Source organism: Streptomyces sp. NPDC057099 (assembly GCF_042671245.1).
GTDB lineage: Bacteria > Actinomycetota > Actinomycetes > Streptomycetales > Streptomycetaceae > Streptomyces > Streptomyces purpurascens.
This window is the reverse complement of record NZ_JBHUTX010000009.1, coordinates 75854-96942: the sequence shown is the minus strand read 5'-3', so window position 1 is coordinate 96942 and position 21089 is coordinate 75854. Positions and strand designations below refer to the sequence as shown.

General features: G+C 67.9%; 14 protein-coding genes and 3 pseudogenes. 7 read left to right on the top strand and 10 right to left on the bottom strand.

The genetic code is table 11. The features are described from left to right. Positions 1-265 precede the first annotated feature (265 nt). From ACFT4A_RS15225 to ACFT4A_RS15215, 3 pseudogenes are all read right to left on the bottom strand, one after another. Positions 266-667, bottom strand: a pseudogene (locus tag ACFT4A_RS15225) (sensor histidine kinase); the annotation flags it as partial. A gap of 522 nt (positions 668-1189) precedes the next feature. Next, positions 1190-1541: pseudogene (locus ACFT4A_RS15220) on the bottom strand (transposase); the annotation flags it as partial. Further along, positions 1531-1839 (bottom strand): annotated as a pseudogene (locus ACFT4A_RS15215) (transposase); the annotation flags it as partial. The pseudogenes ACFT4A_RS15215 and ACFT4A_RS15220, both read right to left, overlap by 11 nt. A gap of 345 nt (positions 1840-2184) precedes the next feature. Between ACFT4A_RS15215 and ACFT4A_RS15210 the strand changes: the two are divergent. The 6 genes from ACFT4A_RS15210 to ACFT4A_RS15185 all read left to right on the top strand — a co-directional run bounded on the left by ACFT4A_RS15210 (position 2185) and on the right by ACFT4A_RS15185 (position 11082). Then, positions 2185-3417 carry an extracellular solute-binding protein gene (locus ACFT4A_RS15210; protein ID WP_382829937.1) on the top strand — a complete coding sequence of 411 codons (1233 nt, stop codon included), beginning with the start codon at positions 2185-2187 and terminating at the stop codon, positions 3415-3417. Between the two features lie 130 nt (positions 3418-3547). Beyond that, positions 3548-4444: a carbohydrate ABC transporter permease gene (locus ACFT4A_RS15205; protein WP_382829935.1), complete on the top strand. Its 897-nt coding sequence runs from the start codon at positions 3548-3550 to the stop codon at positions 4442-4444. A 107-nt stretch (positions 4445-4551) separates the two neighbouring features. Next, positions 4552-5322, top strand: coding sequence for a carbohydrate ABC transporter permease (locus ACFT4A_RS15200; RefSeq protein WP_382830269.1), 771 nt, complete (start codon positions 4552-4554; stop codon positions 5320-5322). A gap of 29 nt (positions 5323-5351) precedes the next feature. Then, positions 5352-7412 carry a TIM-barrel domain-containing protein gene (locus ACFT4A_RS15195; RefSeq protein ID WP_382829932.1) on the top strand — a complete coding sequence of 687 codons (2061 nt, stop codon included), beginning with the start codon at positions 5352-5354 and terminating at the stop codon, positions 7410-7412. Between the two features lie 266 nt (positions 7413-7678). Next, entirely contained in the window at positions 7679-10162 is a 2484-nt protein-coding gene (locus ACFT4A_RS15190) for a SpoIIE family protein phosphatase (RefSeq protein ID WP_382829929.1), read from the top strand. Beyond that, positions 10159-11082, top strand: coding sequence for a LacI family DNA-binding transcriptional regulator (locus ACFT4A_RS15185; protein WP_382829926.1), 924 nt, complete (start codon positions 10159-10161; stop codon positions 11080-11082). The genes ACFT4A_RS15190 and ACFT4A_RS15185 overlap by 4 nt, the downstream gene beginning before the upstream one ends. 890 nt (positions 11083-11972) lie before the next feature. On the opposite strand, the gene ACFT4A_RS15180 is transcribed toward ACFT4A_RS15185, so the two are convergent. From ACFT4A_RS15180 to ACFT4A_RS15170, 3 genes are all read right to left on the bottom strand, one after another. After that, entirely contained in the window at positions 11973-12932 is a 960-nt protein-coding gene (locus ACFT4A_RS15180) for a M28 family metallopeptidase (RefSeq protein ID WP_382829923.1), read from the bottom strand. A gap of 150 nt (positions 12933-13082) precedes the next feature. Next, entirely contained in the window at positions 13083-13361 is a 279-nt protein-coding gene (locus ACFT4A_RS15175; RefSeq protein WP_382830267.1) for a snapalysin family zinc-dependent metalloprotease, read from the bottom strand. A 52-nt stretch (positions 13362-13413) separates the two neighbouring features. Further along, positions 13414-13602, bottom strand: coding sequence for a hypothetical protein (locus tag ACFT4A_RS15170; RefSeq protein ID WP_382829920.1), 189 nt, complete (start codon positions 13600-13602; stop codon positions 13414-13416). A 983-nt stretch (positions 13603-14585) separates the two neighbouring features. Here ACFT4A_RS15170 and ACFT4A_RS15165 point away from each other — a divergent pair. Continuing rightward, complete coding sequence (locus ACFT4A_RS15165) at positions 14586-15974, top strand: MFS transporter (RefSeq protein WP_382829917.1); 1389 nt, start codon at positions 14586-14588, stop codon at positions 15972-15974. A 56-nt stretch (positions 15975-16030) separates the two neighbouring features. On the opposite strand, the gene ACFT4A_RS15160 is transcribed toward ACFT4A_RS15165, so the two are convergent. From ACFT4A_RS15160 to lnt, 4 genes are all read right to left on the bottom strand, one after another. Then, the gene (locus ACFT4A_RS15160) at positions 16031-17998 is read right to left on the bottom strand and encodes a helix-turn-helix domain-containing protein (protein WP_382829914.1); all 1968 of its coding nucleotides are present in this window, start codon (positions 17996-17998) and stop codon (positions 16031-16033) included. 74 nt (positions 17999-18072) lie between these two features. Then, positions 18073-18873, bottom strand: coding sequence for a 3-hydroxybutyrate dehydrogenase (locus ACFT4A_RS15155; RefSeq protein WP_382829911.1), 801 nt, complete (start codon positions 18871-18873; stop codon positions 18073-18075). A gap of 54 nt (positions 18874-18927) precedes the next feature. Beyond that, positions 18928-19407, bottom strand: coding sequence for an NUDIX domain-containing protein (locus ACFT4A_RS15150; protein ID WP_382829908.1), 480 nt, complete (start codon positions 19405-19407; stop codon positions 18928-18930). A gap of 67 nt (positions 19408-19474) precedes the next feature. Continuing rightward, positions 19475-21082 (bottom strand): apolipoprotein N-acyltransferase, encoded by a 1608-nt coding sequence (gene lnt / locus ACFT4A_RS15145; RefSeq protein ID WP_382829906.1) that lies wholly within the window; start codon positions 21080-21082, stop codon positions 19475-19477. Between the last annotated feature and the right edge of the window lie 7 nt (positions 21083-21089).

Sequence of the window (21089 nt, the reverse complement as noted above, 5' to 3'; positions counted from 1 at the left end):
ACCACCTGCTCCCATGGGTATCCGGCCGAGGTATCCGGCACCGCATCGCCCGCAGGGGCATCGGGACCCTGCAACGACTCGGCCGCCACCGCTGGACCATCGAACGCGGTCGGCATGAACGCAAAGCAGACCCTTTCCTGGCCATCACCGGCATCGCCTGCACCCTGATCTGCTACCGCAGACTTACCAAATGAGCGGATGTTCCAGGCGCACTCGCGACGTAGCCTGCAACGTGCTGGAGCACCCGGTCGGGCGGGGATTCCGATCAGACAGGGCGGCCGGGTGCGAGGTCGAGCGTGGCTCGGGCGCCGCCCTCGGGAAGGTTTGCGTAGGACACCCGGGCGCCGAGGATCCGGGCCTGGCCCATGACGATGGTCAGGCCCAGGCCGATGCCCTTTCCCCTCTCCCGCGCTCCGGTACGGAAGCGGCGGGGGCCCTCTGCCAGAAGGTCTTCGGGGAACCCGGAACCGTGGTCGCGTACGTGTAGGCACGTCCCGTCGACCTCCAGAGCCACCGGCGGGGCCCCGTGCCGATGGGCGTTGGTGATCAGGTTGGCCAGGATCCGCTCGACCCGGCGCGGGTCGGTCTCCACCACCTCGTCCCGATGCACCCTCACCTCGACGTCCCGGCCCGTGGCAGCCGTGCGTACCTCATCCCCGTAACGCTCCAGGGACAGCTGGGTCGCCTCACGCAGCAGCGCGTCGTCCTCCACGAGCAGCACATCGGTCATCGCTTGGCAGATCTCCTGCTCCGGGGTTGGGGACGTAGATGTCTAGGTTTCGGGGACGACCAGAGGCAGCGAGCGCAGATCGCCCTGCCCGTCCGAGGCCGGCAGGTGATGCGAGGACCGCACGCCGGCACGGGAGTAGTACGAGACTCTCTCCTGCCGCTCCAGACCGGACAGCTCGACGGTGACGGAGTAGCCACGAGACGTGCTGCACCCGGGGGAGCACCACGCGCCGCTCACCTCACCGGTGGCCTGCGCCTTCGGCTGCCCCCAGTTCCGCCACTTCAGGTGGAAGAGCGTGGTGAACTCGGTCAGGCTCAAGACCTTGGGGCGGCTGAGCGGATGCCCCAGCCAGTCGTTGACGTAGACCGGACCAGGGGCCGGGCTCCGGGTGGGCGCGGGCCCCTGGACCTGGGCCCGCTCGGCGCCCCCGCACCCGGCGACGCCCACGGCCGACAACAGGGCCAGATGAAGTTTGGTGGTCAGCCCGCATCGGGACCGGCCGAGGGCTTCATCGGGGCGGTGCTGGGTGGGCCGCTTGCCTCGGCCCGGAATCCGAGGCGGGCGGCTTCGGGCCCCGGCGGCGTGCTGATGGACTCGACAGGTCGTCGAGTCGATGCCGACGATGTTCCAGTCGACCCGCCCGTCCGCGTCGGGCATTGGTCTGAACGGCACACAAGACCCGATCCCATGTGCCGTCCGCCGACCACCTGCGATGCCTGTCGTGCACTGTCTTCCCCTTGCCGAAGCGCGCGGGCAGATCACGCCAGGGGATGCCAGTCCGCTGGCGGAAGAGTCGACCGCGAGGGACCCGTGTGGATCCCCCTTCTAGGGCCCTGACGTGGGAGGAGTCGACCACGCAACGGGACCAGTCCAGCCGTTAGGCAGCGTTCAGCTCGGCCAGCAGGACCTCGTGCGGCCTCTGCCACACGCCAGCCTCGTTCCAGTCCCGCAGCCGCCCGCCAGCACGTCATGCCCAAACCGAAACCGAGATCCTGCGGCACGTACTCCCACTGGATCTCAGCGTGCAGCCCGTACAAGATCCCGCACAGCACATCCCGGTCAGGCAGCGGCTTGCGGCCGGGATACCAGAATCTGAGTTCCCACATCGGACCGAACGCTCAACTCGTGCCCGGACGCGGCAACCAGGACCGATCCACCTCATTATGTTAGCCGCTGTAAGTCAAGACGGAATGTCATGATAAACCACGCATCTCGTGATGGAATCGGCATACATGCAGCGCTAGCCGAACCGGTTCAACAATGAGGTGGGTGATCGCCAGCCTTTCGGAGGATACGAGAGTTCGCGTCGAGCAGTTCATCGCGAAGTCAAGACACCGCTCCAGTACCACCGCACTCGCGGTCCGTGGCATTCCCATCCGGGTCTGCCCTTCCCTCCAGGCAGAAGGCATGAGCCGCACATGTCAGCCTGCCTGCCGATTCACCTTGGAGCCGCCATGCGCACCGCCAATGGATCCCGCCCTACCCGGCCATTCGTGACGTTGGTGGCGGCGGCCACCGCAGCCGGTCTACTACTGACCGCCTGCGGTGACGACGGGTCCACGGACAACGAAAAGATCACTCTGTCCGAAATGGACTACTACAACGCCGAACCCACGCGCAGCGCACTGCCCAAGCTGCTCAACCGGTGCGGCAAGCAGGCCGGGGTGGTCATCGAGCGGCAGATCGTGCCGGACCTGCGCACAAGACTGCTCCAGTTGGCCAACAGTCGCGAGCTACCGGATCTGATTCTCGTCGACAACCCTGATTTGCAACAGCTCGCCGCTACGGGAGCCCTCGTCGACCTCGACGCGCGCGGCGTGAAGACGGACGGGCTGTATCCGAACATCGTCGAGTCGGGCAAGTACCGGGGGAAGCTGTACGGCGTGGCGCCCGGCGTGAATCAGCTGGCCCTTTACTACAATAAGTCGATGCTCAAGAAGGCGGGCGTCACGCCGCCTTCCACGTGGGACGAGCTGCGCATCACGGCCAAGAGACTGACCCAGGGAAACAAGGTACACGGAATCGGTTTCGCCGCACCGGCCACGGAAGAAGGAAGTTTCCAATTCGAGTCCTTCTTCTTCAGTGCCGGCGCTTCCCTGGAAAATCTCGATTCACCACAGGGCGTGTCGGCACTGAGCTTCGTGAAAGACCTGGTCTCCGACGGTTCGGCACCCAAGGACGTGCTCAGCTGGGATCAGACGGAAGTCGGGGAGCAGTTCACCAACGGTTCACTGGCTATGATGGTAAATGGCCCATGGGAGCTTCCCCAGCTACAAAAGGCAGGGATGAAGGACTTCGGCGTCGTGCCGATGCCCGCCCCGGCCTCGGGCACCTCCTCCGGTGCCCTTGGCGGAGAGGTATGGGCGGCCGGCGGCAGCGGAGACAGGGCCGACAAGGCAGCCGAAGTCATCAAGTGCTTGGTCTCGAAGGACAACAGCCTGGCTTGGGCGAAGCTCACCAACTACGTACCGTCCGATCCGAAGGTGGCCACAGCGCTCGGAGCTTCCGTGCCCGCGATGAAGACATTCGTGCAGACCATTGGAAGCGCCAAGAGCCGCACGGCGGAACTCGGCCCGGAATATCCGAAGTACTCGCAAGCACTGTGGACCGCGGTCCAGACAGCATTGTCCGGGAGCAAGTCCCCCAGCGCGGCGCTGGCCGAAGCACAGAGGCAGGCGACGGAATGAAGGTCGGGTCACCGGGCCGTGCTCAGCACGCACTGACGGCAACCATCCCGGGCAGCTAGCTGTGCCCCCGGCACTTCCCAGGAATACGGAGCAGCCTGGCCCCAGGGACTCGCCACAACCGTCCCACCCGGTGGCACCAGGCTTCCGCAACCGACGACTCGGGATCGGGTTCATCGTGCCGGTCGTCGTGTTCGTCGTGCTCTTCTACCTTTATCCTCTGGCACGCAATGTGCTGCTGTCCTTTCAGGACTACGGCATCGAATCCCTCTATACAGGAAACGCCCCTTTCATCGGCCTCAGCAACTACCGCAGGCTGCTGAGCACCCCGGCATTTTCCACGGCGGCCGTCAATACCGTGGTTTTCATCACGGTCTCACTCTTCTTCCAGTTCACGATCGGCCTGGGACTGGCGGAGTTCTTTCGCCGCTCGTTTCCCCTCAGCCGGCTACTGCGGTCTCTTCTGTTGATCCCTTGGCTCATGCCCCTGGTCGTATCCGGCACGTTGTTCCGGTGGATTCTCGATACCGACGGCGTGGTCAACCAAATTCTGCTCGCCCTCAACCTGGTTCAGGACCCGGTGCCGTGGCTCAACACTCCCAACACCGCGATGGCTGCAGTACTGATCTGCAACATCTGGATCGGTGTGCCGTTCAACATGGTCATCCTCTACGGCGGGGTGCAGGCCATCCCGACGGAATTGTATGAATCGGCTGCCCTGGACGGCGCCAGCCACTGGCAGCAGTTCCGCCATGTCACACTGCCCCAGCTCAGACCCGTGATCGGCATCGTCTTGACGCTCGGCTTGATCTACACGCTGAAGGTCTTCGACGTGATCTGGGTGATGACCAAGGGCGGCCCGGCAAACGCGACCCACACGATCACCACCTTCGCCTACCAGCTGTCTTTCGGCGGACTGTCGGAGTTCGGTCTCGGTGCGGCCGCAGGTGATCTGCTCATCATCGTGGCCGCCGTCTTCGCCCTGCTGTATCTACGCGAGCTGCACGCTGAAGCCGGAGCCCGGCAATGACCGCCGGTCGCGCTGTCAAGAGCCGTCACACTCCGGGGCACGGCGAAGGGAATCGGGCCGTACCAGCCCGGGTGAAATCCGCGTTGGGTATCACCGTCGTCGCCGTCATGCTTTTCCCGCTGTACTGGATGGTGAATTCATCCTTCCAGACCAATGAGCAGCTGGCCCGGCGCTCACCGCGCTGGCTCCCCCTCGGCGGCACACTCAGCGGCTACCGGGACGCGCTGTCCCAGCAGGGCGGCCATCTGGCGGCATCCCTGATCATCGCCGCGAGCGCCGCTGTGCTGACGCTGGCGCTGGCCGCACCGGCGGCCTACGCGCTGGCGCAGCTGCGTTCTCCGGGTGCCAAGTCACTGCTGGGCGCGCTGCTGGTCGTCCAACTGGTACCCGGCATCGTCATGGCCAGCGCGTTGTTCCGAATCTTCGACTCCGTCGGGATACTCAACTCGGCCCAAGCACTGATCCTCGCGGACACCACGCTCACCCTCCCCTTCGCCGTTCTCGTCCTTCGGGCCTTTATGACCGCTATCCCCCGATCCCTACTGGAGGCAGCGGCACTGGATGGTGCGGGCGCGGTACGCACCTTCTGGCAGATCGTGCTTCCCATGTCCCGCAACGCACTGATCACATCAGGGCTGCTTTCGTTCCTCTTCGCATGGGGCGACTTCCTCTTCGCCGCCACGCTCAACCTCAACTCCACGACCTGGAAACCGATCACACTGGGTCTGTACGACTACATCGGCGCCGGCACCAGTCCCAGCAGCTGGAACTCGGTAATGGCCACCGCCGTCATCGCTTCCCTACCCGCTGCGGTGCTTCTGGCCATTCTCCAGAGACACATCGCCTCCGATCTCACCACTGGAGCAGTCAGGGACTGACTGCGCCGCAGACCTAAGAAAGGAGCAATATGTCTCCTCCCGACGGCACAAGGGCCGTGCCCTCCGCCTCCGCTTACGGCTCAGCTGGGAACAACTCCCGGCTCTCCGACTCCCGCCCGGCCGTATGTCTCGAGTTCGGTGACGACGAGCACGTCTTGCGGGTGGAGCCATGGGGCGCCGACAGCGTCAGGGTGCGCTCGGCCCGGCAACGCGTGCGCGACGACCTCCCAGGGGCCCTGAGTGTGCCCCCAGTCGCCGAGGCATTCTTGGGAGCCGGTCCCGACGGCGGTCAGCTCCTCACCGTCGGGCAGCTACGGGTCGAACTGTCGCCCCAGGGCCACCTGCGTTTCACGCGTACGCAGGACGGAACCGAGCTGCTCAGAGAGTCCGTCGGCCACTTCACCTGGCCCGGTCCCCGCCAGTTCACACCCGTCAGCGAGGGCCGCTACCGGCTGGAGCAACGCTTCGCGGCCTATGACGGTGAACAGTTCTTCGGGCTGGGCCAGCACTCCCACGGGCGCCTCGACCACAAGCACATGGTGATCGACCTGGTACAGCGCAACAGTGAGGTGACGATCCCCTTCACCCTCTCCTCCCGCGGCTACGGCCTGCTGTGGAACCTGCCGGCCATTGGACGTGTGGAGTTGGCCGCCAATCAGACCCGGTGGGTCGCCGACGCCGCCGAACAGATCGACTACTGGATCACCACCGGTCCGACTCCCGCCAGCATCATGCGCAACTATGCCGATGTCACCGGCCACGCCCCCGTGCTGCCGGAATGGGCCCTTGGCTTGTGGCAGTCCCGCCTACGCTACCGAACACAAGACGAGCTGCTGGGAGTTGCTCACGAGTACCAGCGGCGGGGACTTCCTTTGTCCGTCATCGCCGTGGATTACTTCCACTGGCCGCATGTGGGTGACTGGCGCTTCGCCGCTGCCGACTGGCCCGACCCGGCCGGCATGGTGGCTGAACTGGCGGGCATGGGCGTACGGCCGCTGGTCTCTGTGTGGCCGTCCGTCAGCGTCCTCAGCGAGAACTACACGCACATGAGAAATGAGCGACTGCTTCTGGGAACGGAGCAGGGCCAGCCTTTCCAGCACGTCTTTCCCGACAGCCAGGTCGACGGGAAGTCACTGCCCGTGGTGTTCTACGACGCCACCGACGGACGGGCTCGTGATTACCTATGGAGCCGCGTCAAACGCAACTATTACGATCTCGGCTTCCGCCTGTGGTGGCTGGACGCCTGCGAGCCGGAGATGTTCCCCGAAGAGTTCAGCCATCTGCGCTACGCGGCGGGACCTGGCCGGGCGGTGGCCAATCTGTATCCGCGCGAACATGTGCGGGGCATCTTCGAGCATATGCGTGCCGAAGGCGAAGACGTTCCCGTCAGTCTGGTGCGCTCCGCGTGGGCCGGCAGCCAGGCCTACGCGGCGGCTCTGTGGTCAGGTGACATCCCCGCCACCTTCGAGGCGCTTGCGGCACAGGTGCCGGCTGGGCTGAGCGCGGGCCTGAGCGGCCTTCCCTGGTGGACCTCCGACATCGGCGGATTCCACGGTGGTGACCCGGACGACCCCAGCTATCAGGAGTTGATCATCCGCTGGTTCCAGTTCGCCGTCTTCTGTCCACTGCTACGGATGCACGGATACCGCGAACCGCACGAGGTCACCGCTGCCGGCCCAAGCGGAGGGCCCAACGAACTGTGGTCCTACGGGGAGAATGCCTACCAGATTCTGACCCGACAGCTGCGCCTGCGCCAGGATCTTCGGGGCTATCTTCACCGCCAGATGGCCTCCGCGGCCGACTCGGGCGCACCGGTCATGCGACCGCTGTTCTTCGGCTTTCCCGACGATCCCGCCGCCTGGACGATCGAGGACCAGTTCCTGTGCGGGCCGGACCTGCTGATCGCCCCAGTGACCCGGCTCGGCGACCGGTGCCGCCAGGTCTACCTGCCAGCCGGCGCCGACTGGGTGGACACCGCCACGGGCAATGTTCATGAAGGCGACCAGACCACGAGGGCCGACGCTCCCCTGGAGCGCATTCCCGTCTTCGCACGCCACGGTTCCCTCCTGAACGTGAAGTTCCCGCGCTGATACAGGCGCCTTCGGGGAATCGCCGGGCGCCGGGCGCGCAACCGCACCCGACTGCTTCACAGCCCGCTGGCCGTACCGCGGGCTGATTTCCTCACCATCCTCCTCCACCTGGCCGGCCACGACGTGTCCGAGTGAATCCATCATGTCCATGAAAGACCCTCCTGATCAGATTTGCCCGGATATCTGGATAACCGTCCAACTTGTTCGACTCTTTCCGCACATGCACGATGGGGCTGTGAGCAACATCGGCCGGGCGGGTGGCGAGCATGACCAGTTATCCGAGGGAAGCCGGACACTCCAGGTGGTCGATCGGTGACCCTCTGGCCATCATCAACGCTCAGGGCACGGTTACAGGGTGGAGCGAGAGGGCTCGGCAATTGCTGGGCTACCACCCCCCGGAAGTTGTCGGGCACAGCGCCGCGGACCTCCTGATCGTCGGCAAGTTCCCCAAGGTGGCGGGGCTCTCTCTCATCGAAGCCCGGGAATGGAGCGGCGCAGCGGCACTCCGGCACCTGGACGGGCACCGCGTCGATCTGAACCTTCACCTCCATCCCTCGCTCGGTGACGACGGAACACCCCAGGCGTTCGTCGTGACCGCCAGTGCGGAGGCGGCCGAGGCGGACCATGATCGTTTGATGGTGGAGTGGGCCTTCGACCAGTCCACCGTCGCGCTGTCCACGTACAGCACAACCTCCAGCTCAGCGCAAGGGCGCGTGCAGCCCTCGCCGACAGAGGGGACGGCCGGGCCCGCTGTCGTCGATGGAGCGCAGAGCACCGCCGGGCAAGCCGGAGCTTCGGAAGGCAGGCGGCGAGCGGCTGAAGCATGCGCGTGGCGCTACTCGGACGTGTTGGATTCAGACCGCGCTGACGAGGCGCTTTCCCAATGTGTACGCCGTGTGGCCCAGGCAGCCGAGCCAATGCGCTATGAGCGCCTTGCCCCAGATCTGCGTTCCGCTCACCAACGTGCCTGGACCATTGAGCTGTGGCCCGTCCGCAACCCCGACACCGGCGAGGTGGCCGGGGTCGGGTCCGCCGCATTCGACAGCAGCAAGGAGTTCGCCACACGGCAGCGCCTAGCCCTGCTGAACGAAGCGGGTACCCGTATCGGAACCACCTCGAGTGTGACGCGCACGGCTCAACAACTGGCCGATCTGGCCGTCCCCCGGTTCGCCGACTCGGCCAGTGTGGAACTGCTCGATGCCGTAACGCGCGGAAAGGCGGCACCATCCGCTCCTGCCGCCGCCATGACGCTGCGCCGGGTCGCGCACCAGTCCGCCGAGGGCATACCCGATGCCGTGACGGGCGAGGTCACCGCCTACCCCGCCTTCTCGCCCGCAGCGCGTGCCCTGGCGAACGGCCGAACGGTGCTGTGCGGAACTGACGACCCCGACTTCTCCGGGTGGGTCGCCGACGTCATGGGGAGATCCGCTCCCGTGGAGGAGTGCGGATTCCACTCGCTCCTGGCCACCCCACTACAGGCGCGGGGCACGATTCTCGGAATCGCGGTCTTCGCCCGCGCAGAAGGCTCGGAACCCTACGAGCACGATGATCTGCCCCTCGCCGAAGGACTCGCAAGCCGGGCGGCCATCAGTGTGGACAACGCTCGCCGATTCTCCGTCGAACGCGCAAAAGCCCTCACTTTCCAGCGCAGTCTGCTGCCCCGTCATCTGCCCAAGCAAGCGGCTGTCGAAGTGGCACACCGCTATCTGCCGATCGGCAAGGGGTCCCAAGTGGGCGGCGACTGGTTCGACGTGGTCCCGCTGTCGGGCACCCGCATCGCCCTGGTCGTCGGCGACGTGGTCGGCCACGGCATCCATGCCTCGGCCGCCATGGGGCGACTGCGTACGGCGGTGCGCACGCTCGCCGCGGTCGATCTGCCTCCGGACGAGTTGCTCACCCAGCTCGACGAACTGGTCATCCAACTGACCCTGAACAGCGACACTCTGGCCCCGAACGAGCCCGACGCAGCTGAGGTCGGTGCGACCTGCCTCTACGCGGTGTACGACCCGGTCTCTCGCGTCTGTACGCTCGCCAGCGCCGGCCATGTCCCACCTGCCGTGCTGCTCCCTGACGGGACGGTCGAAGTGGTCCAGCTGAACCCAGGCCCACTTCTGGGAGTCGGCGGCGTGCCCTTCGAGTCCACCGAGCTGGAACTCCCCGAGGGAAGCATGCTCTCCCTCTACACCGATGGCCTGATCGAAGTCCGGGGCCACGATCTTGGTCTCGGCATTGAACGACTCTGCGAAGCTCTGGCTTCCGCCGTCCCCTCGCTGGACGTCAGCTGCGACATCATCCTCAAAGCCATGCTGCCGGAAAGCCCCGCGGACGACGTGGCTCTGCTTCTGGCGCGCACCCGTGCCTTGCACACGGACCAGGTCGCTGCCTGGTCGCTACCGGCGGATCCCGAAGTCGTGGCCGAGGCCCGGGCCCAGGTGTCCCGTCAGCTCTCGGCCTGGGGGCTCGACGACGCGGCGTACGCCACAGAGCTGGTGGTGAGCGAGCTGGTCACCAATGCCATCCGCTACGGGGACTCCCCCATCGGGCTACGGTTGATCCGGGACCGGACCCTCATCTGCGAGGTCTCCGACGCCAGCAGCGCCGCGCCCCATATGCGCCGTGCGCACACCTACGACGAAGGAGGCCGAGGACTGCAGATGGTGGCCCAGCTCACTCAAGGCTGGGGCGCCCGCCATACCCCCACTGGCAAAACCATCTGGGCCGAGCAACGCCTGCCGGCAGACCGACCATGATGGACCACACGGGCGATCGGGCAACAGCGGCTGCGGACCGTGGCGCGACACACACGCTCGCACTCCTCTTCCCGCCGTCCGGCGCTGACAGCGACTACCCGCCCGTCCAACTCGCTTTCATCGGCGGGGTGGCCGAGTCAGCCACCTCGTACGGCTATGACTTGTTGCTCACGCCCTGCAAGTCGGGGAAGGACCCCTCGTTCCGACGCATGATCAGCGAACGACGCGTGGACGGGGTGATCATCATGGAGGTGCGCCGGGAGGACGACCGCATCGAGCACCTTGCCGAGACGGCCTTCCCCTTCGTGGCCATCGGTCGAAACCGCGGAACGGACGCGGTCGGATGGGTCGACCTCGACTTCGCCGCCCTGGCAAGCGGATGCGTTCAGCACCTGACCGACCTTGGCCACAGTCACATCGCCTTCGTCAACAAGTCGGAGCAGATCGTCAACAGCGGGTACGGATACGCGCGGCTCGGCAGCGAGGGCTACACCGAGGCGATGAAGGAGGTAGGACTGGCCCCGCGGGCGTACCCCAGCGGCGACGACGTCGCAGCGGGAGAAGATGTCGTGGAACGGATCCTGCAGGACGATCCGGAAACCACGTCCATGGTCGTCATGAACGAAGCGGCCCTCGAGGGGATCTACCGCGGGCTGACCCGTCACGGCCGCAGCGTGCCGCGCGACTTCTCGGTCGCCGGTCTGGCGAGCAGCCGCTGGGCGGAGCAGGTGAGTCCACCGCTTACCGCGTCCGAGATTCCGGCCAAGGAGATGAGCCGGATCGCCGTCGACCTGATGGTGGAGCGGCTCACCTCGCCCACCTCGCCACCCAGGCATGTCTTGCTGAAACCTCTGATCACACTGCGCGCCAGCACGGCTCCATGCCGGTCGACTCCCGATGAGTTCGCCTTCGATCTCTGATCTCCCTTTTTCGCCTCGGGTGGTGGAGCTGGTTCTGATCGTGGTGGCCAGCTGTTCTCGAATGCCGGTCGCCGAGTGGGCACGATGAGGGCCCGGCGCTTGGGCCGGTACTCCCGCAGATCGTGGGCGGACGGGGATCACTGCCCGGATGCCGTGCCTGCGCGGATGCTCACGGGTAGCGCGTGAGCCCTGTCGGCCAAGACGATGCCCGGCCCGGATCGTCTTCCCCGCCGCGCAGCACCGCTCCATGAACCCATCGACCGTTTGCTTGCCGAACTTGCGGAGCGGACGCCCGCCACCATGCGAGCAGTTGCTTCAACCATTTCGGGGTCTTCTCGGGTGCCTGCGCCGCCAATCAGGCGAGGCCGTGCCGCCCGTGCTCCTTCACGTACTTGTAGGTGGGCCTGCGGAACCTGGAGAAAGGACGCAGTCGTGGAGATCGCACGCGGCCGACCGCAGTTCCGTGCGCGCGAGCCGCAGCCGTACGTAGCGCTTGATCGGAGTCGATCCGGCCGCCATATGTCCCTGTCCCACTCCTCCGCAGAGCCCTTCAAGATCGCCGAGGGCCTCCAGCAGCTCCGTGAAGAGGCGCGGGACGGTGGTGTGGTTCAGCGACAGGCGACGCCAGTAATCGGCCGGGGGCCCGCACCGAGGAGACGTACTCGACGACTACAGCGCTGACCGCACGGTAGTTCGCATAGAGGTCGCACCGATCGCATCTTCGCGTGGTCCGACATGACCCTCAAGCCGGGGAGAGGGAACAAGGCGACCGTCACCGTCACCATGGACGGCAGACGATTTGCTTCGGTAGGCCGCATCGTCTTCGACAACATGCGAGGCGGTGTGGGGCAAGCCGGGCTCGCAGGCGCCCGGCTTGCCGGAGGTACTCCTCAGGAGCTGAGCTTCCAGATCGCGTTGGCGATGGCGTCGGTGTTCAGGTCCAGCGCCTTCTTGTTGATGGTCGCGTCCTTGTCGCAGGCTTGGTGGTAGCACGGGTCGAAAGGCTCGCCCGCCGTTCCGCCCCATGCCTTTGCTTGCTCGGAAGTCTTCTCATGGCTTGCGCCGGAGAACAGGCCGCCGACCCGCACCCCCGCGTCCTTGAACGGCGCGTGGTCCGAGCGGCCGTCGCCCTCGGTCTCCGGGGCGGTCTTGATGTTCTTGGTCGTGAACCAGTCGGTGAAGACCTTCTCCAGACCGGTGTCGTCGTCGTAGACGAAGTACCCGGCGTTGGGCGAGCCGATCATGTCGAAGTTCAGGTAGGAGTCGATGGTCGACTCGTCGCCGTAGTTCAGGTTCTGAACGTAGTGTTTCGAGCCGACCATGCCGTGCTCCTCGGCGCCCCACCAGGCGAATCGCAGGTGCTTGCTGGGCTTGAGGTCGGCCTTGGCCACGGCCAGCGCGACCTCCAGGATCGCGGCGGAACCCGAGCCGTTGTCGTTGATGCCGGGGCCCTCGGAAGTCGAGTCGAGGTGCGAGCCCGCCATCACCACTTTGCCGCTGGTTCCGCTTCCCCAATCGGCGATGAGGTTGTAGCCCGTCGCTCCGTCGAACGTGAACTCCTGGACAGAGGTGGTGAAGCCAGCCTGGTCGAGCTCCTTCTTGATGTAGTCCAGGGAAGCCTTGTAGCCGGGGGTGCCATGGGCCCGGTTGCCGCCGTTGGCGTCCGCTATGGACTGGAGCTTGCCAAGGTGGCCCATGACAGCAGAGACGTTCACGTTCGGGGGAGTGGTGGACGGACCGGAGACGCTCGCTCGGGCGCCGTCGGCGATGCCGCTCAGCAGGAAGGCGGCGAGGGCGGCGGTGGCGCCGGCGGTGATCGCTCCATGACGGAATGACAGTGCGCGTTTCATGATGGATTCCTTGCAGATGTGGGGAAGATAGCGGCAACCGGCCGGAGGTGCGGATCGCTCCTGGTGCATCGACCGCGCCTTCGGCCGGATGGGGTGGCGCTCCCTCCGGCCGCGCCCTGTATGGGGAAGCTGTGGGCGTCGGTGTGGTGGTCAGAGGGAGTGGAGGTTCAGCGCGTCCAGGGTGTCTGCGCTCTCCACACGCCGGTCCTGGTGGATCAGTGGCTGTCCGCGGCGAGTCCCGGGGTCACGGCTTCCGAGCCATTCGCCCACAGCTCTGGGGTCATTGCCCCCTTCGTAGGTGAAGTCCGGGTTGCTGCCCTCCTTCAACTTCACGTTGTCCACTGCCGCGTTCCGCGTGGCGGCGCTGCGCTTGATCTGGGCACGGAAGTGCCGGGCGTTCTTGGCGCTGTAGGTGGACGGTGATGGCAGCCGAGCTCTTCGCGTTCTCCTTCTTCCCTGCGTTCTCCTTCTTCTCCAGGGCCTACTTCAGAACGGACTTGATGAACTCGTCGGCGTCAAACCGGTCGTCCTTGCCCACGGAGTAGAGGTCGGTGGCCGACCGATCGGCTGGGTCGCTCGATACCTCGGGGGACGCGGACGCGAGAGGCAGGCCCGATGCGGCCAGGCCGACGCCCAGAAGCGAAGTGAGCACCGTCTTGGTGAACTTCATGTGTTGGGCTCCTTGGAGACAGCGCGCAGCACGGGGGCGAAGCCAGCGGATTCTCAAAGGGCCCACCCTCCCGCCTGCGCCCTGCTGGCGGGTAGTTGCACAAGAGGGACATGGGCCACCGGTCAGGAATCCCGGAGCTTTACTGACTCTTTGCATTCTGTGTGCGCCGGCCATGGTCAGCGCCGCCCGTCCCGCCGACGATCCCCCCCCCCATCACGCGGGGGGGGATGGCCATGGCATCCCATCAGCCCCTGCCACGCAGCACCCTGCTGCTCCGGCGCTGTGGCTACACCATTTGTTTCGCCACCACCGTGGGAACTCAAGCGCGGTAGTGGGGCCGGCTCTGCCATGCCAGACGGGAAGGTGTACGCGAGGAACCAGTAGCCGATTCCACTCTTCGGTGGGGAGGCCACGCCGAAACTGGCGCATCCTGCGCTGGGCGAAGCGGGACAAGGTCGAGTTGTGCTTTACGCCGACGAACGCGTCCTGGGCGTACCCCGATCGAGGCGCGCAGGCACCATAAGGCTTCGCGGCCGATGCGGATGAGCGGATGACACGTCCGTTCACTTCCCGCAGCGGGTGGAGGGCTGGCCGAGCTTGGTGGGGCGGGTGGTGGCCGTCAACGCACCCTGCCTCGCGGCACCTACCTCGGCGAGCGGGTCACATGCGAGGTCGGCGGGTCAAAATGAGCGTTGTCGAGCCGGTAGCCCTCAGTGCACCAGGGTGCGGCGCCGCTAGGCAGGCAATCGGCTTCCCTGACTCTCTGCCCCCAGTGATCGCTCGCGGGCTCCGGGCCATGCACCGGTTCACCATGCCAATAGCCACTTGAGGCCCACACAGACACTCCGCCAGCGCCAGCATGGTGCCCCCACGCACTCCCGCCCCCAGAACTATGGTGTCCCACCACATACGCCACTGACCTGCGGATTCCTACGGTATGGCGACACACAACCGTCCCCGCCAACCGCCTGGAAGTGGTGCCGATGACCTCCCCCGCGACCGCTCCCCCACCCCCCGCCAGCCTCAAACGCATCGTCACGGCCAGCCTCATCGGCACCACCATCGAGTGGTACGACTTCTTCCTGTACGGCTCGGCCGCCGCGCTCGTGTTCAACAAGTTGTTCTTCCCGGACTCCGACCCGCTCGTCGGCACGCTGCTGTCGTTCCTGACGTACGCGGTCGGATTCGCCGCCCGGCCCCTCGGCGCGCTGGTGTTCGGGCACTACGGCGACCGGATCGGGCGCAAGAAGCTGCTGGTGCTGAGCCTGCTGTTGATGGGCGGGGCGACCTTCGCGATCGGGCTGTTGCCGACGCACGCCACCATTGGGACGGCCGCACCGGTTCTGCTCACCGTGCTCCGGCTGATCCAGGGGTTCGCGCTCGGCGGTGAGTGGGGCGGTGCCGTGCTGCTGGTGTCGGAGCACGGGGACGCTCGGCGGCGCGGGTTCTGGGCCTCGTGGCCGCAGACCGGCGCGCCGGCGGGGCAGTTGCTCGCGACCGGTGTGCTGTCCCTGCTGACGGCCGTCCTGTCGGACGCCGCGTTCGGCAGCTGGGGCTGGCGGATCCCGTTCCTGCTCTCCGGGGTGCTGGTGATCGTCGGTTTGTGGATTCGTCTGTCTGTCGATGAATCGCCTGTCTTCAAGCAGGCGTTGGCGCAGGCCGAGGCCCGTAAGGCGGACCGGGCCGCGGAGGCGGAGAAGCTGCCGCTCGTCGCAGTGCTGCGGCACCACTGGCGCGACGTCCTGATCGCGATGGGCGCGCGTATGGCGGAGAACATCAGCTACTACGTGATCACCGCGTTCATCCTCGTCTACGCCACCACCTCGGCCGGTGTCTCCAAGCAGACCGCGCTCAACGCGGTGCTGATCGCCTCGGCCGTGCACTTCGCGGTCATCCCGGCGTGGGGCGCACTCTCCGACCGGATCGGACGCCGTCCCGTCTATGTGGTGGGTGCCGTGGGGGTCGGGCTGTGGATGTTCCCGTTCTTCTCGCTGATCGACACCGGCGGCTTCGGCAACATGATCCTCGCCGTCACGGTGGGGCTGGTGCTGCACGGGGCGATGTACGCCCCTCAGGCCGCGTTCTTCTCCGAGATGTTCGCGACCCGCATGCGCTATTCCGGAGCGTCCATCGGCGCGCAGTTCGCCTCGGTCGCGGCGGGCGCGCCCGCTCCGCTGATCGCGACCGCGCTGCTGGCCGACTACGGCAGCTCCACGCCGATCGCCCTGTACGTCATCGCCGCCGCCGTGCTCACGGTCGTCGCAGTGGCGGCGGCCAAGGAGACCCGCCACCGGGACCTGGCCGATGTCGCCCCTGACGCCGACGCGGACCGGACGACGGCTGCCCCGGCGGCGGACGCCCGGACCATCTGACCCTCCGGGATCTGTCGGCCCAGCCCCCGTACGTCCGTGCCGGTCACGTACGGGGGTCAGTGCTGTCCGGGCTCCGACAACCGGTGCAGACGCAGGGCGAGCTGGATCTCCAGGGCGCGGGCCGGGGTCTGCCAGTCGTCGCCGAGGAGGCGGCCGACCCGTTCCAGGCGCTGGGCGACCGTGTTCACATGGACGTGCAGCTCGTCCTTGGTGCGGGCGGGGCTCATGCCGCAGGCGAAGTACGCGTCGAGGGTGCGCAGCAGTTCGGTGCCGCGTCGTCGGTCGTACGCGACGACCTGGCCGATGGTGCGGTCGACGAAGCTGGGGATGTCCCGGTCGCCGGCCAGGAGCAGCCCCAGGAAGCCGAAGTCCTCGGCGGCGGCCCCGTCCCCGGAGCGGCCGAGCAGCCGGAGGGCGTCGAGGCAGCGCCGGGCCTCCGCGTAGGCCGTGCCCACGGTGTCGGTGCGGGTGGCGAGGTCCTCGGCGGGCGCGGAGGCACCGACGGTGACCGGTGTGTGGACCGCTGTGCCCAGCTGCCGGGCGGCTCGGCGGGCCAGGTCGGTCGCGCTGTCGCCGGGGCCGAGGGGCAGCAGCAGGACGGTGCCTCCGTCGCGCGCGGCGGCCAGGCCGTGCCGGGTCGCGGCGAGGTGGGACGCCGCGGCCGCCAGGCGTCTGCGGGCGTCCGCCTCCTGGTCGGCGTCGGCCGCGCCGCCTTCGAGACGCGCGGCCAGCACCACGTGGACGGCGTCGAGGTCGGCGTGCAGGCGGGCCGCGCGCTCCCGCAGCAGGCGCGGGTCACGGTCGCGGGCGTCCAGCAGGTCGTCCAGCAGTTCGCCGCGTACGCGCTGTTCGGCCTCGGCGGCGGAGCGGCGGGCGAGGAGCAGCAGGGAGGTGACCATGGCGGCACGCTCCAGGGTGCGCTGGTCGACGGGGTCGAGCCCCGGGTGGCCCCGCAGCACGAGGGCGCCGAGCAGTTCCCCGCCGGCGGCGACGGCGGCGATCCAGTCGTCCTCGAACCGCACGGCGTGCCCGTCCGCGCGGGACGACTCCAGGGCCTCGGCCGGGGTGGCGGCGGCCTCGGCGAAGACGACCGTGCCGTCGAGGACCTCGGAGACCGCGGCGGCCACGTCGTGCACCCCGCCGCCGCGCAGGACCAGTTCGGCGAGCCGGTCGTGCACGTCGGAGGCCCGCTCGATGACGCCGCTGCGGTCCCGGATGATCGCGTTGGCCAGCTCCAGGTCGGCGAGGGCCGACCGGGTCTCGGCGAGCAGGTTGGCGGTGTCGATGGCGGCCGCGGCGAGGGCGGCGAAGGAACCGAGCAGGGCGATCTGCTCGCGCTCGAAGACCCGGGCACGGCGGTCCGCGGCGAACAGCACGCCGATGACGTGGTGCCCGAGCATCAGCGGCACACCGAGGATGGCCACGAGCCCCTCGTCCCGCACGCCCGCGTCGATGGTGAGGGTGTGCTGGAAGCGGTCGTCCTTGAAGTAGTCGTCGGTGACGTAGGGGCGGGCGGTCTGCGCGACCAGGCCGCCGAGGCCCTCCCCCATGCCGAGCCGCAGCTGCTGGAACCGGGCCGCGACCGAGCCCTCGGTGACCCGCATGTGGGTGTCGCCTCTCGCCGGGTCGTTCAGGCTGAGGTAGGCGACGTCCGTGCCCAGCAGCGACCGGGCGCGCTGCACGATCGCCTGGAGCACGGCGTCGAGGTCGCGCAGTCCGGCGAGGTCGTGGGCGGTCTCGAAGAGGGCGGACAGCTCGGCCTCGCGTCGACGCCGTCCCTCCAGCTCCGAGCGCACGCGCAGGGCGAGCGGCTTGGCCCGCTGGAGCGCGGCGATCCACTCCTCGGACCGGCCTTCGGCGCGCGCGAGCAGCACAGGCTGCTCATAGGCGTCGGCGGAGGCGCCCCGGGCCAGCAGCTCGAGGAACGGCGTCTCGGCGTCGGCCGGAGGCACCCCGGCTTCGGCCGCCGGCGCTTCGGCGGCGCCGGCGGAGCGCTCGGCTGACTGCACGTGATCGCTGGACATGCTCACAGGATTCACCATGACCGGGCCGTCCCGTCAGCCCTGTGGATAACTCGCGGACCGGCGAGACACCGAAGTCAATGGGCGGTCCAGCCGCCGTCGAGCACGAGCGAGGTGCCGGTCACGAAGGACGCCTGCGGAGCGCACAGATACGCCACGGCCTCGGCGACCTCCTCCGGTTCGATGAGCCGCTTGACGGCGCTGTCCTGCAGCAGCACCTCGGACAGGACGCGTTCCTCGGGGATGCCGTGCGCCTGCGCCTGGTCGGCGAGCTGCTTCTCGACCAGTGGGGTGCGTACATAGGCGGGGTTCACACAGTTCGAGGTGACACTGTGGGGTGCGCCTTCGAGGGCGGCGGTCTTGGAGAGTCCCTCCAGCCCGTGTTTGGCGGCCACATAGGCCGACTTGTAGGCCGAGGCGCGCAGCCCGTGGACGGACGACACATTCACGATGCGCCCCCACCCCTGTCCGTACATGTGGGGCAGCGCACCGCGGATGAGCCGGAACGGTGCCTCCAGCATCACGGTGAGCACCTGGTGGAAGGCGTCGGGCGGGAACTCCTCGATGGGGCGCACCAGCTGGAGCCCGGCGTTGTTGACGAGGACGTCGGTGCCCGCGGCGGCGAGTTCGGCGGCGTCCAGGTCGGTGAGGTCGAGGACGTGCGGTTCCACGGTGCCCGCGAGGTCGTGGCCCTGTTCGGCGAGCGTCTCCAGGCCCGAGGCGTCCCGGTCGACGGCTCTCACCTTGGCCCCGGCGGCCGCGAGCCGCAGCGCGCAGGCGCGGCCGATGCCGCCGGCGGCCCCGGTGACGAGCGCGGTGCGGCCGCCGAGATCGAGTGAGGGGGCGTGGGGAGCCGGGGAGACACGGGGCGCGGTCATGCGTCGACCTTAGGAAGCGCCCCTGCCCCACCCCATGTGGTCACGCCCCATAGTTCAGCTGGGGGCAGTGGGGTCGAACCATGTGGGGGTGTCCGACACAGCCTGCTTGATCCGGAGCAGGCCGAACTCGTTCAGTTCGGGCAAGGCGTCGATGTCGAACCAGCCGACGTCCAGCGACTCGTCGTCGTTGACCCGCGCCTCCCCGCCGACGGCCCGGCAGCGGAGGGTGATGTCCATGTACTGGCAGGTGTCGCCGTTGTCGTACGTGACGGGGTGGAGCGCCTGGACGAGGACGACCCGTTCGGCGACGCAGTGCACGGCCGTCTCCTCGTGGACCTCCCGCACGGCGCAGGCGGCGGGCTCCTCCCCCGGGTCGGGGATGCCGCCGATCACGGACCACTTGCCGGTGTCGGACCGGCGGTTGAGCAGCACTCTGCCCTCGTCGTCGAAGACGATGGCGGTGACTCCGGGGAGCCAGAGCAGCTGATGGCCGGCCGATGCGCGGAGGGTCCGGATGAAGTCAGGAGTAGCCATGGCAACGACCCTAATCGGCCGGTCGAGGTGTCCCGCGCGATTCAGGCAGCGTGCGACGGGCGTACGGCTACACGTCACCGGCGCGTCGTGCGCGCAGACCGGCGCCGACGGCCCAGCCCAGACCACCGGCCGCGACCAGCACGAGGGCGATCTCCGGCAGGATGCCGAGCCGCGTGGCGGGGGTCTGCGAGGAGCGCAGCGGCACCTTCTGTACCAGTGAGTCGGCGACGAACATGCCGGTCTTCTGCGTGATCTTCCCGTCCGGCATGATCATCGCGCTGACGCCGCTGGTCACCGGCACCGTCACGGTCCTGCTGTGCTCGACCGCGCGGACTCGGGACATGGCGAGCTGCTGGTAGGTCATCTCGCTGCGGTCGAAGGTGGCGTTGTTGCTCGGCACGGAGATCATCTGGGCGCCGTCCATGACCTCGGAGCGCACGGTCCAGTCGAAGGCGGCCTCGTAGCAGGTGACGAGGCCGACCTTGGCGCCGTCCATGGTGAACACGCCCGGCTCGGTGCCGCGGCTGAAGTCCTGGCGGACCATCGCGGTCCAGTTCTTGTTGATCGCGCCGATGAACGAGCGCAGCGGCAGATACTCGCCGAACGGCTGGATCTGACGCTTGTCATAGGTGTCGACGGGTCCCTTCGCCGGGTCCCACAGGATCTGCTCGTTGTAGAGCTTGCCGTCGCGCTCGACGACGCCGCCGACCGAGATGGGCACGCCGATGGCCTTGGCCGCCTTGTCGATCACGGCACGGGCGTCGGGGTTGGCGAAGGGGTCGATGTCGGAGGAGTTCTCCGGCCACAGCACGAAGTCGGGACGGGCGACCTTGCCGGCCTTGACCTCCGCGGCCAGGCGTTCCGTCTCGCGCGCGTGGTAGTCGAGCACGGCCCGGCGCTGGGAGTTGAAGTCGAGGCCCGCGCGGGGCACGTTGCCCTGGATCGCCGCGACGGTCACGCTGCCGTCCTCGGCCTTGTCGCTGACCAGCGGCCGGGCCGCCACGGCGCCCACGACCGGGACGGCCACGCTCAGCAGGCCCAGGGCCGCTGCGGCGCGTCGTACCGTCCCGGTCCGCCGGGTCTCCACGGCCAGGCGGACGACCTCGTACAGACCGAAGCCGCACAGGACCACTGCGAAGCCGAGCACCGGGGTACCGCCCAGCGCCGCGAGCGGCAGGAACACGCCGTCGGCCTGCCCGAAGGCGACCTTCCCCCAGGGGAAGCCCTCGAACGGCACGCGCGCGCGTGCCGCCTCTCCGGCGATCCACACAGCGGCTGCCCACACCGGCCAGCCGGGCAGCTTCGACACGGCCGCGACGCCCGCGCCGACCAGTGCGACGAAGACCGCCTCGATGACCACCAGGGCGAGCCAGGGGCCCGGCCCGACCTCCACTCCGGTCCACACCAGCAGCGGCAGCAGAAAGCCGAGGCCGAAGAGGTAGCCGAGGCCCAGCCCGACCTTCCAGTTCCGGCCGCGCAGCACCCAGCCGAAGACGGCGAAGGCCGGCAGGGCCAGCCACCAGAGGGTGCGGGGCGGGAAGCTGACGTAGAGGAGCAGGCCGGAGAGCGCGGCTGTGGCGGGCGGAACGAGACGCCGGGCCCAGGTCCGCGCCCCGGGCGCGTTCCGCGGCTCCAACTGGTCCGACTCGCCGACGGAGGTTGCGGTGACGGTCACTCCCGGA